Source organism: Streptomyces sp. NPDC019224 (genome assembly GCF_040632605.1).
GTDB lineage: Bacteria > Actinomycetota > Actinomycetes > Streptomycetales > Streptomycetaceae > Streptomyces.
This window is the reverse complement of sequence record NZ_JBEYCF010000012.1, coordinates 84,391-98,396: the sequence shown is the minus strand read 5'-3', so window position 1 is coordinate 98,396 and position 14,006 is coordinate 84,391. Positions and strand designations below refer to the sequence as shown.

Here is a 14,006-nt window from a genome sequence, read left to right as displayed (position 1 = left end):
AGCCGTCCTCGAACGCCGGACGGGCCGGAAGGGGCCGGTCTCGCTGCTCAGGTGCGGCCCGAGCCGGCCGAGGTCTTGTCCTCGAACGCCGGACGGGCTGGAGTCGGCCGGTCTCGCTGCTCAGGTGCGGTCCGCGCCGGCCGAGGTCTTGTCCTCAAGCGCCGGACGGGCCGGGTTCTGGCGTGCCACCACCTTCGACGTGCCCCTGTCGCGGTCCAGCGCGCCCGCCGTGACCGCGACCGCGAGGCCCGCCACCGCCAGGACCGCGCCGACCAGGGCGGGGGACGTCCAGCCCCAGCCCGCCGAGATCGCCACGCCGCCGAGCCAGGCGCCGCCCGCGTTGGCCAGGTTGAACGCGGAGTGGTTGGAGGCGGACGCCAGGGTGGGGGCGTCCTTGGCCTTGTTCATCACCAGCATCTGGAGCGGCGTGGTCGTCATGAAGCCCACCGCACCCAGCAGCACCACCATCACCAGCGCCGCCCACTTCACCTGGGCGGCCAGCGGGAAGACGGCCAGGACGACGGCGAGCGCGCCCAGTGACCCGTACAGCGTCGGGCGCAGCGCCCGGTCCGTGAGCGGGCCGGCGGCGAGCGCGCCCAGGGTCATGCCGATGCCGAAGAGGGCCAGCACGGGCGTCACGGCCGATTCACCGAAGCCCATCGCCTCGGTGGTCATCGTCGAGAGGTAGGAGTAGACGGCGAACACGCCGGCGAAGCCGAAGACGGCGGTGAGGAGTCCGAGCAGGACCTGCCGGTTGCCCATCGCGCGGACTTCGTGGCGCACGTCCTGCCGGGCCTCGACGGGGATCTGCGGGACGAGGCGGGCGAGGGCCGCCATCGCGCAGACGCCGATGGCCGCGACGACCAGGAAGGTGGCCCGCCAGCCGAGGTGCTGGCCGAGCAGGGTGGCCGCCGGTACGCCGACGATGTTGGCGACGGTCAGGCCGAGGAACATCGTGGCGACGGCCCGGGCCCGGCGTCCCTCGGGCACCAGCCGGGAGGCGACGACGGCCCCGACGCCGAAGAACGCGCCGTGCGGCAGGCCGGCCAGGAGGCGGCCCGCGATCAGCCAGCCGAAGCCGGGGGCGAGCGCGGAGGCGAGGTTGCCGACGGTGAAGAGGGCCATCAGCAGCAGGAGCATCCGCTTGCGCGGGACGCGGGAGCCGAGGGCGGTGAGCAGCGGGGCGCCGAGCACCACGCCGATCGCGTACGCCGACACGAGGTAGCCGGCGGTGGGGACGGAGGTGCCGAGGTCGTCCGCGACATTGGGCAGCAGGCCCATCATCACGAACTCGGTGGTGCCGATGCCGAAGGCGCTCACGGCCAGCGCGAGCAGGGCCAGGGGCATGAGGAGAGACCTTTCCGCTTCAGGCCCCGTCCGCAGCCCGGCGAGACCCGGTCGGGGCCTGCGGGCGCGCGGAGGGGCGGGAGGGCACGTGGTCGTACGCACGCCCGCGCGGGCCGCCGGTCGGCGGTGCGCACGGCGGCGGACCGGCCTCGTCGCCGGCGACCTTGTTCCCGTACGAAACAAAGTCTCTCAGAGGTTTGGGGCGTTCCGGTAAACGGCCCGTTGCGTCAGAGTTTGACGCGGGCGGCGATCGGGAGGTGGTCGCTGCCGGTGGCGGGGAGCGTCCAGGACGACATCGGTTCGACGCCCTTGACCATGATCTGGTCGATCCGCGCCATGGGGAACTTCGCGGGCCAGCTGAACCCGAAGCCGTCGCCGGCCGCGCCCTGGGTGGAGCGCATCTGGGAGGTGACCGCGTTGAGCGCGCGGTCGTTCATCGTCCCGTTGAGGTCGCCGAGCAGGGCGACGCGGGCGAGCGGTTCGTGGGAGATGGCCCTGCCGAGGGCGTCGGCGCTCTGGTCGCGCTGGTTGGCGGTGAAGCCGGCGTGCACCTTGACCCGTACGGACGGCAGGTGTGCCACGTAGACGGCGAGCGGGCCCTCGGGCGTGGTGACGGTGGTCCGCATGGCGCGGACCCAGCCCATTTTGAGGTCCACCGGCCGGGTGTCGCTGAGCGGGTACTTGCTCCACAGGCCGACGGTGCCCTGGACGGAGTGGTAGCGGAAGCGGCCGGCGAGCGCCTTCTCGTACGCCGCCACCTTGCCGGCGGGCAGTTCCTGGAGGGCGACGACGTCCGCGCCCGAGCCCGCGACCTGGTCGGCGGTGGCTGCGGGGTCCGGGTTGTCCGCGTTGACGTTGTGGGTGGCGACGGTGAGATCGCCGCCGCCGCCGGACTTGTCCGCGAACAGGCCGCCGAACATGTTGAGCCAGACCACGACGGGCAGCAGCAGCGCCACCAGCGCGGTCGCCGAGCGGCGCAGCAGGCCCAGGACGAGCAGCAGCGGGATGAACACACCGATCCAGGGGAGGAACGTCTCGGTGAGGCTGCCCAGGTTGCCGATGCGGTTCGGGATCCGGGCGTGGAGGACCATGACGAGGGTCAGCAGGAGGGAGCAGCAGGCCAGGACGATCCCGCGCCGCCAGATGCCGCGGTTCCCGACGAGTCTGTCGCGCAGGTCCCACAAGCGGGAGCCGGAGCGCCGCGGTCCCACGCCGCCGTTCCCGGTGTCCGCCCTGTACGCCTGCACCATCGCGCTGTCCTCACTGCCTTGCCGTACACATCGCCGCGCTCCCGACCCTAGGGGATGCGCGATGCCTTTCACGCCGCCCGGGGCGGCCGTACTGCCACGAGGACGTGGCGGGCGGCTCCGGCAGTTCCGCCGGAGCGGGGAATCGCGGGCGTCTGTGACGAAACGATCACACTCGTCCGCGCCCGGCGCGTCAGCCCCGGCCGGTGGCCTCGCCGGCCGGCCCGGCGCCGGGCCGCCGGGGCGCGAGGCCCTCGACGGCCAGGGCGATGATGCGGTCGGCGAGATCCTCGGGCAGGGGCGCGTCGGGGCGGTGGAGGGTGCGTACGAGCATGGGGCCGAGGAACAGGTCGTCCATCAGCTCCACGTCCGTGTCGTCCCGCAGCTCGCCCGCCTCGACGGCGCGCCGTACGGCGGCGACCATGGCGAGGCGGCGGGGGGCGATCACGGTGCACTGGTACTCGTGCCAGAGCTTGGGGTGGCTCTTCATCTGCGCGAACACGTTGTGCAGCAGGGCGGAGGAGCGCTGGGCGAGGCCGCGTCTGCGCATCGACTCCAGCAGGAGGCGCAGGTCGCCCAGTCCGCCGGTGCCGGAGACGTCCGGTTCCGGGGGCTCGATGGCGCGCAGCACGTCGACGAACAGCTCCTCCTTGCCGGCCCAGCGCCGGTAGATGGTGGCCTTGCCGACGCCGGCGGTGCGGGCGATGCGCTCGATGGAGAGGGCGGCGAGCGGTTCGCCGGCCTCCAGCAGCTCCACGACGGCGTCCAGGATGGCCCGCTCCGCGGCGGCGCTGCGCGGCCGCCCTCGCCGCGGTTCGTGTTCCTCGCCGGGTCGCGGGGCGCTCCCTTTGGGTCCGGGAACCTCGCCGGGCCGCCCGTCCGCCGCGCCCCGAGCCCACTCGTCCGGTGCCTGAGCCTGCACGTGAAACCACCTTTCGCCGCCCCCGATTCTCGCCGACGCGGAAGGGGTCCGGCCGCTTCCGGCCCCCGCGGGTGAACCGGGCCGCGCGGGGCGGTCCGGTTCACCCGACGGGTTCAGCCGTACGCGGCCGGCGTCATCGGCCGGCGCCCGCCGGAGCGGGGCGCTCCTCCTCGCGTACGGGCCGCTCACCGGCCGGTTCGCGGCCGGGGAGCCACAGGGCGACCACGAGCGTCCCGAGGAGGGCGACGGCGGCCGAGCCGAGGGCCGTGACGTGCATGGCGCTCATGAACGCGTCGTGTGCCGCGCCGACCAGCGGGGTGCCCTGGGGGCCCAGTTTCTCCGCGACGGCGAGGGTCGCCTCGATGGACTCCCCCGCCGCGTCCCGGGCCGCGGCGGGCAGCGCGCCGAGGTGGTCCTCGATGCCACCGCGGTAGACGGAGGACAGCACCGAGCCGAGCACGGCGATCCCGAGCGCGCCGCCGACCTGGCGGAACGTGTTGTTGACGGCCGAGCCGGAGCCCGCCTTCTCGCGCGGCAGGGCCTGCATCACGGCGACGGTGACCGGCGGCATGACGTGGGCCATGCCGGTGCCCTGGACGAAGAAGACGACGCACATGACCCAGACCGGCGTATCGGCGTCGAACAGGGCGAACGCGGCCAGGCCGAGGGCGACGGCCAGCATGCCGGCCGTACAGACGGCACGGGCTCCGAAGCGGGCGACGACGATCCGGGCGCGGGGCGCGAAGAGCATCTGCGCCACGGCCAGCGGCAGGATCAGCAGACCGGACTGCAGGGCGCTGTAGCCGCGGACGCTCTGCAGGTAGAAGGCGGAGAAGAAGGTGACGCCCATCAGTGCGAAGAAGACCAGCGCGATGGCGGCCACGGCGGCGGAGAACGCGGGCTTCCTGAAGTACGAGACGTCGATGGCCGGGCTGGCGCTGCGCTTCTCGTGGAGGACGAAGACCACCAGGACGGCGAGTCCGCCGATGACGGGGAGGAGGACCGAGACGTCGGTGAAGTCGGCGAGTTCGCCGCCGCGGATGATCCCGTACACCAGCAGCACCAGGCCGATGATGGAGAGCACCACGCCGAGCGGGTCGAGCCGGCCCGGCCTCGGGTCCTTCGAGTCCGGCACGAGCCACACCATGGCGGCCAGCGCGATGATCACGACGGGCACGTTGACCAGGAAGATCGAGCCCCACCAGAAGTGTTCGAGGAGCAGGCCGCCGGTGATGGGGCCGATCGCGATGCCGAGGCCGACGCTGCCGGCCCAGATGCCGATGGCCTTGGGCTGTTCGTCGCGCTCGAAGACGTTCATCAGGACGGCGAGCGTGGCCGGCATGACGAAGGCGGCGCCGAAGCCCATCAGGGCGCGCCAGGTGATGAGCTGGCCGGGCGAGCCGGACATGGCGGCGAGGGCGGAGCCGATGCCGAAGAGGGTGATGCCGAAGAGCAGGACCTTCTTGCGGCCCAGACGGTCGCCCAGCAGGCCGGCGGTGAAGAGCAGGCCGGCGAAGACGAGCGTGTAGGAGTTGATCGCCCACTCCAGCTCGCTCTGGGTGGCGCCGATGCCGGTGGGCGAGGGGGAGGCGATCGTCTTGACGGCGACGTTCAGGATCGAGTTGTCCAGCACCACGATGAGCAGGCTGAACATCAGGACCACGAGAATCGCCCAGCGGCGGCGGTGGACCGCCTCCGGTATCTGGGGCACGGCGGGAGCGCCGGACGGTGTGGACATGAGGAGCAGCCTAACGACATTCCGATACGAGACCGTCTCGTATTGTAAATTCTTTACCGACGGCCCGGCCGCGCGGCGCACTTCCCGCGACCGGCTCCGGGATGCCACCATGGAAGCGATCCGGGGACGCCGTCAGGGCGCCTCGAGATGATGAAGGAGCCACCTGCCATGTCGATCCAGGCTGCGCAGAACCAGTCCGCCACCCCCGCGGGAACCCCCTCCGACAGCAGCAAGGCGCTGTACGGGGGCAAGAGCAACCGCCGGGTCACCGTCCACGACATCGCCGCCGCCACCGCGCGGGGCGAGAAGTGGCCCATGCTCACCGCCTACGACGCGATGACCGCGTCCGTCTTCGACGAGGCCGGCATCCCGGTCATGCTCGTCGGCGACTCCATGGGCAACTGTCACCTCGGCTACGAGACCACCGTGCCCGTCACGATGGACGAGATCGCCATTCTGTCCGCCGCCGTCGTCCGGGGCACCAGGCGCGCCCTGATCGTCGCGGACCTGCCCTTCGGCTCGTACCAGGAGAGCCCGGTCCAGGCCCTGCGCAACGCCACCCGGCTGATCAAGGAGTCCGGCGTCGGCGCGGTGAAGCTGGAGGGCGGCGAGCGCAGCCACGAGCAGATCAAGCTGCTGGTCGACGCCGGCATCCCGGTCATGGCCCACATCGGCCTGACCCCGCAGTCCGTCAACGCGATGGGCTACCGGGTCCAGGGCCGGGGCGAGGAGGCCGCCCAGCAGCTGCTGCGCGACGCCAAGGCCGTGCAGGACGCGGGCGCGTTCGCCGTCGTCCTGGAGCTCGTACCGGCCGAACTGGCCGCCGACGTCACCCGCACCCTGCACATCCCGACCATCGGCATCGGCGCCGGCCCGGACACCGACGCCCAGGTGCTGGTCTACACCGACATGGTCGGACTGACCGGCGGCAAGGTGCCGCGCTTCACCAAGCAGTACGCCGACCTGCGGCGGATCCTCGGCGACGCCGCGAAGGCGTACGCGGAAGAGGTCGTCGGCGGCACGTTCCCGGCCCCGGAGCACACCTTCCACTGAGGCCCGCAGGGGTACGCCCCCGACGACCACCACCGGTAACGACGACAGCCCGCCGACTTCCCCCATCGGCGGGCTGTCGGCCGTTGTCGGTGGCTGCAGGCACGCTGTCGGCCCGCTGTAGGCGGACTGTCGGTGGGCACTGGTCTGATGGTCGGCATGACGCGAATCGACAAGACCCCCGGAAACGGCGGGACCGGCGGGAACGCCGTAGAGGTGCGGGGACTGGTCAAGCACTACGGCGAGACCAAGGCCCTGGACGGCGTGGACCTCGATGTGCGCGAGGGCACCGTCCTCGGCGTGCTCGGCCCCAACGGCGCCGGCAAGACCACCCTCGTACGCTGCCTGTCCACGCTGATCACGCCCGACGCCGGGACCGCGGTCGTCGCCGGCTTCGACGTGGTGAAACAGCCCCGCGCGCTGCGCCGCACCATCGGCCTGACCGGCCAGTACGCCTCGGTCGACGAGAAGCTCTCCGGCTGGGAGAACCTCTACATGATCGGGCGGCTGCTCGACCTGTCCCGCAAGAAGGCGCGGGCCCGGGCCGACGAGCTGCTGGAGCGCTTCTCGCTCACGGACGCGGCGAAGAAGGCCGCGATGGAGTACTCCGGCGGTATGCGCCGCCGGCTCGACCTGGCCGCCTCCATGATCGGCAGCCCGGCCGTGCTCTACCTCGACGAGCCCACGACCGGGCTCGACCCCCGTACCCGCAACGAGGTCTGGGACGAGGTGCAGCGGATGGTCGCGGAGGGGGCGACCGTGCTGCTCACCACCCAGTACATGGAAGAGGCCGAACAGCTGGCCAACGAGCTGACCGTCATCGACAAGGGCCGGATCATCGCCCGCGGCGGTGTCGACGAGCTGAAGGCCAAGGTCGGCGGCCGCACCCTTCAGCTGCGCCCCTCGGACCCGGCCGAACTGGCCGCGATGGCCCAGGCGCTGCGGGAGACCGGTCTCGACGGTGTCGCGGGCGCGCAGGCGGTCCCGGACGAGGGCCTGCTCTGCGTACCGATCCTCAGCGACGAGCAGCTGACCGCCGTCATCGGCCTGCTCGGCGCCCGGGGCTTCTCGCTGGCCCACGTCGCCACCGCGCTGCCCAGCCTGGACGAGGTGTTCCTCGCCATCACCGGCGACAAGGCCACCGTCACCGACACGATTCCCGAGGAGGTCGCGGCATGAGCACGACGACCCTGACGCCCGCACCCACCGACACGCCCGTCTCCGCGCCGGCCACGAAGCTCCATGACGAGGGCTCCATCGGACTGCGGAACAACCTGCGCCACATCGGGGCGCTGGTCCGGCGCAATCTGCTCCAGATCAAGAAGGATCCGGAGTCGATGTTCGACGCGCTGCTGATGCCCGTCATCTTCGTGCTGCTGTTCGTGTACGTCTTCGGCGGTTCGGTCGGCGGCAGCATGGGCGGCGGCCGGCAGGACTACCTGAACTACCTGATCCCCGGCCTGATGGCGATGATGGGCATGAACATCGCCATGGCCGTCGGCAGCGGTGTCAACGACGACTTCCGCAAGGGGGTCATGGACCGCTTCCGCACGATGCCGATCGCGCGCTCCTCGGTGCTCGTCGCCAAGATCGTGGTCGAGCTCGGCCGGATGATGGTCGCCACGTTCATCCTGCTGGGCATGGGCTTCGCCCTCGGCATGGAGCTCCACGGGTCCGTGCTCGGACTGATCGGGGCGATCGGCCTGTCGGCCGCGTTCGGCGCCGCCATCATGTGGATCTTCATCCTGCTCGGTCTCGCCATGAAGACGGCCCAGGCGGTTCAGGGAATGGGGATGCTGGTCATGATGCCGCTCCAGTTCGGTTCCTCGATCTTCGCCCCGCCCACGACGATGCCGGGCTGGCTCCAGACGTTCACCGACTACAACCCGCTGTCGAACCTGGCGGACGCCGCCCGCGGCCTCATGATGGGCTCCCCGCTCGGCCACTCGGTCTGGCTGACGCTCGGCTGGGCCGTGGTCATCACGGCGGTCATGGCTCCGCTCGCGGTCTCCAAGTTCCGCAAGAAGTCCTGACGTCACGGGTTCTGCTCCGGATACGCGTCGCCGAGGGCGGCGGCCTCCTCCAGGGAGAGGCCGCCGCCCTCGGCGTACGCGGCCTCGTAGGCGGCGTCCCCGAGCCGGCCGCGGACCAGCGCCTCGGCACGGGCGAGGTTCTCGCGTTCCATCGCGTTCAAGAAGTGGCCCTCGGGCAGGTGCGCCCGGCCGGCGCCCAGCAGCCGCGCCGCGATACCGGCCCGCTCCTCGCCGCCGAGCCCGCCCAGTGCCCAGGCCAGGATGACCAGATTGATCACCGCCATATGCGGCGCGACCATCTGCGTCAGCGGGTCCCCCATCCCCTTCAGGGCCCGCCGGCTCCGCTCCAGCGCGCGGGCGTGGTCGCCGTCCTGGTTGTCCAGCCAGGCCAGGCCGCCGAGGACGAAGCCCTCGAAGACCGCCATGGTCTCCGACGCGAACTCCTCCTGAAGACGGGCGAACTGCTCGCGCGCCTCGGCGGTACGGCCGCACCGGCCCAGCCACATCGCCAGGAAGAGCCGCGCCGCGGGCCTCGCCTCGTGCCCGGTCCGGCGCTCGTCGGCCAGCACCTCGCGCATGACCGCCTCGCCCTCCGCGCCCCGGCCGAGCTCGGTGAGCACGGAGGCGTGGCGGATGCGGAGCACGGACACCTGGGCCAGGGCGCCCAGCTTCTCGGCCGAGCGGATCGCGGCCTGGAAGTCCTCGGCGGCCTGCGCGTAGTCGCCCTGCTTCTCGTTGGCCTCGCCGCGCGAGGAGAGCGCCTCGGCCATGCCCCAGTCGTCGCCGAGCCGGCTGAAGATCGCCAGGCTCTCGTCGGCGTCCCGGTGGGCCTCCCCCGCCCAGTCGGGGCGGTTGGCCAGCACGTTGGCCCGCATCTGGAGAGCGGCGGCCAGCTCCCACTCGTAACCGAACTCCCGCGCGCCGCGCACCGTTTCGTCCAGCAGGTGGCGTAGGTCGGCCGCGCCGCCGGTGAGCATCACGGCGTAGAACCAGAGCGAGGCGGGGCTGCGGCAGGTCTGCGGCTGGCCGGCCCGGTAGGTGGCGACGACGGCCCGCAGCCGGGCCATGCTCGCCTCGTTCATCCACTCGTCCCTCGCGTGGTCCATGCTGACCAGCTGGACCAGGGTCACCTGCCGCCGCGCCTCCTCCAGCAGCTCCGGCCGCATGGGCGGGGGCGCGTCGGTGCAGCGCTCATGAAGGGAGGGTGCGGGGCGCACGGGCAGGGCGAACGGGTCGGGGCCGAGCGCCGCGGCCGCGTCGGCCCAGTGCAGGGCGTCGGCGCGCAGGTTGCGGATCTGCCAGTACCAGGAGAGCGACAGCACCATGCACAGCGCCTCCTGCTCGTCGCGGGCCGCGACGGCGTGGCGCAGGGCGAGGCGCAGGTTCTCGTACTCGCGCTGCAGGAGCCGGACGGCGGCGAGCTGTCCGGAGCCGCGCAGCAGGGGGTCGGTCGTACGGGCCAGCTCGCGGAAGAACACGAGGTGCCGGTGCTCGACGGCGTCCCGCTCCCCCGACTCCTCCAGCCGCTCCGCCGCGTACTCGCCGACGGTCTCCAGGAGCCGGTAGCGCATCCGGCCGTCGTCCGCCGGGGCGGCGACCACGAGGGACTTGTCGACGAGGGAGCCCAGAAGGCGGGCGACGTCGCCGGACCACCCGGTTCCGTCGGCGCAGACGGCCTCGGCGGCCTCCAGGGTGCAGCCGCCGGCGAAGACGGACAGCCGGCGCAGGGTGACGCGCTCGTCGTCGTCCAGCAGTTCCCACGACCAGTCGACGACGGCCCGCAGGGTCTGCTGGCGCGGCAGCACGGTCCGGCTGCCGCTGGTCAGCAGGCGGAAGCGGTCGTCGAGGCGGTCCGCGATCTGCTGCGGGGTGAGCATCCGCAGGCGGGCGGCGGCGAGTTCGATGGCGAGCGGCAGGCCGTCCAGACGGCGGCAGATCTCGGCGGCGGCCGCCGCCGTCGCCTCGTCCGCGTCGACCCGGAAACCGGGCCGGGCGGCGGCGCCGCGCTCGGCGAGCAGACGCAGGGCGGTCGGATCCGGCAGCGGGTCGACCGGCCGGACCGCCTCGCCCGGCACGCCGAGGGGTTCGCGGCTGGTCGCGAGGACGGTGAGCCGGGGGCAGCGGGCCAGCAGGTGGTCGGCGAGGGCGGCGGCGGCCTCGATGACGTGCTCGCAGTTGTCCAGGAGGAGCAGCATGCGGCGCCGGGAGCAGTACTCGGTGAGCCGGGCCAGCGACTCACCGGCGGCACGCTCGTCGCCCGACGCCCGTTCGGCGGCCCGGAGCTCCCCCGAGCCCGCCCCGCTCAGCACCGTCTCCCGGGCGCCCAGCGCGGCGAGCACCGCCTCCGGCACGGCCTCCGGGTCGTCGACGGGGGCCAGTTCGGCGAGCCAGACGCCGTCCGGCCAGGTGCCGGGGTCGACGGTGTCCGCGACCTCCTGCGAGAGCCGGGTCTTGCCGGCGCCGCCGGGCCCGAGCAGGGTGACGAGCCGCCCCCGGGAGAGGTCACCGCGCAGGGCCTCCATCTCGCGCTCCCGCCCGACGAAGCTGGTGAGCCGGGCGCGGAGGTTGCCGAGGGCCGCCCGGGCGGGGGCCGGCGCGGGCTGGGGCGCGGGCTCCTGCCGGAGCAGTTCCCCGTACAGGGCGGTCAGCTCGGGCCCCGGGTCGGTGCCGAGGCGGTCGGCTATGAGGGTGCGGACCTCGTCGTACGCGGCCAGGGCCTGGGCGGTGCGCCCGGCGTCGCGCAGGGCGCGCAGGCGGAGCGCCTGGAGGGGTTCGTCGAGGGGGTGCTCGCCGCAGAGCGCGGTCAGTTCCGGCAGCGCCTCGGCGGCCCGGCCGAGCCGGAGTGCGGCGGTGAGCCGGTCGCGGCGGGCGTCGAGGCGGCGGGCCGTCCAGCGCGTGGCGGCGGCGTGCCGGTCGGGGAGGTCGGCGAGCGCGGGGCCCCGCCAGAGCGCGAGGGCGTCGTCCAGGACGCTCATCGCACGGGCCGGGTCGCCCTCCGCGAGGGCCCGGGAGCCTTCGCCGGCGAGCCGTTCGAAGCGGAACAGGTCGATGGCCTCCGGCTCGGCTTCCAGCCGGTAGCCGCTCTCCGCCGAGGCGACGGCCTCGTGCCCGATGGCCCGCCGCAGCCGCCCGACCAGCGCCTGGAGCGCGCCGGCCGGGTCGGCGGGCGGTTCGCCGTCCCACACCTCGTCGACGAGCACGGCGACCGGAACCGTCCGGCCCGGGCGCAGCGCGAGCACGGTGAGCAGCGCGCGCAGCCGCGCCCCGCCCACGGAGAGGGCCGTGCCGTCGTCGCGGAGTGCCTGGGTGGTGCCGAGGATGCCGTAGCGCACGCCCCCATTCTCCGCGAGCCCCGCCGGTGTCCGCACAGCCGCCCCGCCCCTGCTCGTCATGGGCCCCACCCTTTCCGGTCCCGGGGCGGGAAGCGAACCGTTTCCGCCGTGTCGTACGCGGTGGGGCGTCAGTCCCCCGGCGCTGCGGGCTCCTTCGGCCCGACCGCGTAGCCCGGGACGGAGGGCCACCGGACGGTGAGCACCACGGACTCCTCCTCGGCGACCCAGGAGTGGTCGACTCCGACGCCCCACACCACGTAATCGCCCTGTTCCTCCAGCAGCACGCTGCGCCCGGGCAGCTCCACCCGGAACCGCCCGCTGATGAGCACGAGCAACGCGGTCCGGCTCTCGCCCCGCACCCACTGGGCCCGCTCGTCGCCCACGGGATGGACGCCCCACTTGATCTCGACGTCCTCGCTGTGCCGGGGATCGCCCGCGTCCTTGAAGTGCCCGAGGATCCATCCCCGGTCGAGCGCGGCGTCCTTGCCGGCGTTGCCCACGTATACGTTGTTGTTCACGTGGGGGGACGCTAGCAGGGGCGTTCCGCCCGCCGGGGACGGCTGCCAGGCCGAGTCCCACACGCTGCGGATGGCCGCACCGACCGAAGCACTCCCCGATCAGGATGCGCACGGCAGGAGCTGGACCAGCCCGACGCAGTCCTCCTCGCCCACCGTGGTCTGCGTGGCGCGGACCCTCCAGCGGCCGGCGGGCAGCGGGACCGACGCCTGGGCGGGCACCGCATGTGCCGCAGCACTCAGCCCGGCCTCGGATTCGGCGGCGAGCCACCGCAGGAACACCTCTCCGCCGAACACCCGCCCCAGAAAGCCAGGGCAGAGACGGGGATGACGATCAGAGGGCCGCCCATCGACTCCGCCCAGACGGGGGAGGGGCAGGAGACATCGGCGGCGGAGGAAGAGGCGGTCAGGCGGTACCCCCGTAGGTGTCCCGCTCCGTGGTGAGGCGTCGAAGCAGGTCGAGCAGGGTTGCGCGGTCCACGTCGGGCAAGGCGGCGAAGCAGTCGGCGAGCACCTCGTCAGCGACCTTGTGGCCGGCCGTCAGGACTCGCTCCCCGGCGGGCGTGAGGTGGTGCTCGATCCGCCGGCCGTGTCCCGGTCTGCGCTCTACCAGGCCTTGTGCCGCGAGGCGCCCGACGAGCGTTCCGAAGGCCTGCCCGGTCTGAAACGTCGCTGCGGCCAGTTCGCGGGCCGAGGCCCCGGGCGAGCGGCTGATCGCGCGCAGGGCGTCCCACTGGGCCAGCGTCGTGCCGATGGCCGTGAGGGCGCTGTCGAGTGCCCGATGCTGTCGATACTGGGCTTGTTTGACCGCTCTGCCGAGTTCCTGCAGCTCACCATGCATGGAGCGAGTCTACGCCACAACTAAGCTAGCTTATATAAAGATGTTTAGTTACCTTGGTGCGCATGCTCACCGACGCATCAGTTGTGCCCGCCGACCTGCCCCTCACCCTGGCCGAAGCCGGAGCCGGCAGGCCAGTTCTCATCCTGCACGGCGGCGGAGGCCCCGCCACCGTCGCCGGCCTCGCCCAGCACCTCTCCCGCATCGCCCACACCGTCACGCCCGTGCACCCCGGCTGGGACGGCACACACCGCCCCGCATGGCTCACCGGCATCGACGACCTCGCCCTCGTCTACCTGCACGCCCTGCGCGAACGCGAGCTGAGCGACGTTCTCGTCGTCGGCTCCTCCCTCGGGGGCTGGACAGCCGCCGAGATGGCCGTACGCGACAGCGAGGGACGCATCACCGGCCTCGTTCTGATCGACGCCGTCGGCGTGGAGGTCGAGTCGGAACCGATCACCGACTTCTTCGCCCTTGACCCCCGCGGCGTTGCGGAGCACTCCTGGCACGACTCGGACCGCTACTACCTCGACCCGGCCGACGTCCCCTCCGAAGAACTCGCGCGCAGACGAACCAACATGGCCACCATGCGCGTGCTCGCCGGCGACCCCTACATGCACAACCGCGAACTGCTGCGCCGGCTTGGGCATATCCAGGCGCCTGCGCTCCTGCTCTGGGGCGAGAGCGACCGCATCGTCACCCCCGCCTACGGTGCGGCGTACGCCGACGCCTTCGGCAACGGCCGACTCGAGGTCATCCCCGAGGCGGGCCACCTTCCGCAGATCGAACAACCGGAAGCCACCTTCGCTCTCATCGACGCCCACCTGCGCCGGACGAGCAACTCGGGTCGGACTCGTGCACCTGCCCACGTCACCGCGGTCATGGACCGGCCACGCACAAGGCATTGACGTGGATCAGCTCGCGCCGGCCGTACGGAAGGCCGCCGGCGCCGCGCTGGAGCACACCACCTGATCGGGCCGCCCG

12 protein-coding genes are annotated in these 14,006 nt (G+C 72.8%); 4 read left to right on the top strand and 8 right to left on the bottom strand.

The window, feature by feature from the left end:
* Nucleotides 1-120 precede the first annotated feature (120 nt).
* From ABZ564_RS10705 to ABZ564_RS10690, 4 genes are all read right to left on the bottom strand, one after another.
* The gene (locus tag ABZ564_RS10705; RefSeq protein ID WP_360852884.1) at nucleotides 121-1,347 is read right to left on the bottom strand and encodes an MFS transporter; all 1,227 of its coding nucleotides are present in this window, start codon (nucleotides 1,345-1,347) and stop codon (nucleotides 121-123) included.
* Nucleotides 1,348-1,574: 227 nt separating this feature from the next.
* The gene (locus ABZ564_RS10700; protein ID WP_360852881.1) at nucleotides 1,575-2,597 is read right to left on the bottom strand and encodes an endonuclease/exonuclease/phosphatase family protein; all 1,023 of its coding nucleotides are present in this window, start codon (nucleotides 2,595-2,597) and stop codon (nucleotides 1,575-1,577) included.
* Between the two features lie 190 nt (nucleotides 2,598-2,787).
* On the bottom strand, nucleotides 2,788-3,516 hold the full coding sequence (locus ABZ564_RS10695) for a TetR/AcrR family transcriptional regulator (protein ID WP_360852878.1): 729 nt from the start codon (nucleotides 3,514-3,516) through the stop codon (nucleotides 2,788-2,790).
* A gap of 133 nt (nucleotides 3,517-3,649) precedes the next feature.
* Nucleotides 3,650-5,254 carry an MFS transporter gene (locus ABZ564_RS10690; RefSeq protein ID WP_360852875.1) on the bottom strand — a complete coding sequence of 535 codons (1,605 nt, stop codon included), beginning with the start codon at nucleotides 5,252-5,254 and terminating at the stop codon, nucleotides 3,650-3,652.
* A 168-nt stretch (nucleotides 5,255-5,422) separates the two neighbouring features.
* Between ABZ564_RS10690 and panB the strand changes: the two genes are divergently transcribed.
* From panB to ABZ564_RS10675, 3 genes are all read left to right on the top strand, one after another.
* A complete protein-coding gene (gene panB, locus ABZ564_RS10685; RefSeq protein WP_360852872.1) occupies nucleotides 5,423-6,307 on the top strand; it encodes a 3-methyl-2-oxobutanoate hydroxymethyltransferase in 885 nt (294 codons plus the stop codon).
* Between the two features lie 156 nt (nucleotides 6,308-6,463).
* Nucleotides 6,464-7,483, top strand: coding sequence for an ATP-binding cassette domain-containing protein (locus ABZ564_RS10680; RefSeq protein ID WP_360852869.1), 1,020 nt, complete (start codon nucleotides 6,464-6,466; stop codon nucleotides 7,481-7,483).
* Nucleotides 7,480-8,337: an ABC transporter permease gene (locus tag ABZ564_RS10675; RefSeq protein ID WP_360852866.1), complete on the top strand. Its 858-nt coding sequence runs from the start codon at nucleotides 7,480-7,482 to the stop codon at nucleotides 8,335-8,337. Before ABZ564_RS10680 ends, ABZ564_RS10675 begins: the two co-directional genes overlap by 4 nt.
* A gap of 2 nt (nucleotides 8,338-8,339) precedes the next feature.
* Here ABZ564_RS10675 and ABZ564_RS10670 read toward each other — a convergent pair whose 3' ends face one another.
* The 4 genes from ABZ564_RS10670 to ABZ564_RS10655 form a co-directional block, all read right to left on the bottom strand.
* Entirely contained in the window at nucleotides 8,340-11,669 is a 3,330-nt protein-coding gene (locus ABZ564_RS10670; RefSeq protein WP_360852863.1) for a BTAD domain-containing putative transcriptional regulator, read from the bottom strand.
* Between the two features lie 128 nt (nucleotides 11,670-11,797).
* Nucleotides 11,798-12,187: a signal peptidase I gene (locus ABZ564_RS10665; protein WP_360852859.1), complete on the bottom strand. Its 390-nt coding sequence runs from the start codon at nucleotides 12,185-12,187 to the stop codon at nucleotides 11,798-11,800.
* A 99-nt stretch (nucleotides 12,188-12,286) separates the two neighbouring features.
* On the bottom strand, nucleotides 12,287-12,481 hold the full coding sequence (locus ABZ564_RS10660; RefSeq protein WP_360852856.1) for a hypothetical protein: 195 nt from the start codon (nucleotides 12,479-12,481) through the stop codon (nucleotides 12,287-12,289).
* 109 nt (nucleotides 12,482-12,590) lie between these two features.
* The gene (locus tag ABZ564_RS10655) at nucleotides 12,591-13,025 is read right to left on the bottom strand and encodes a MarR family winged helix-turn-helix transcriptional regulator (protein ID WP_360852852.1); all 435 of its coding nucleotides are present in this window, start codon (nucleotides 13,023-13,025) and stop codon (nucleotides 12,591-12,593) included.
* A gap of 62 nt (nucleotides 13,026-13,087) precedes the next feature.
* On the opposite strand from ABZ564_RS10655, the gene ABZ564_RS10650 reads away from it, so the two are divergent.
* Nucleotides 13,088-13,930 carry an alpha/beta hydrolase gene (locus tag ABZ564_RS10650; RefSeq protein ID WP_360852849.1) on the top strand — a complete coding sequence of 281 codons (843 nt, stop codon included), beginning with the start codon at nucleotides 13,088-13,090 and terminating at the stop codon, nucleotides 13,928-13,930.
* Nucleotides 13,931-14,006 lie beyond the last annotated feature (76 nt).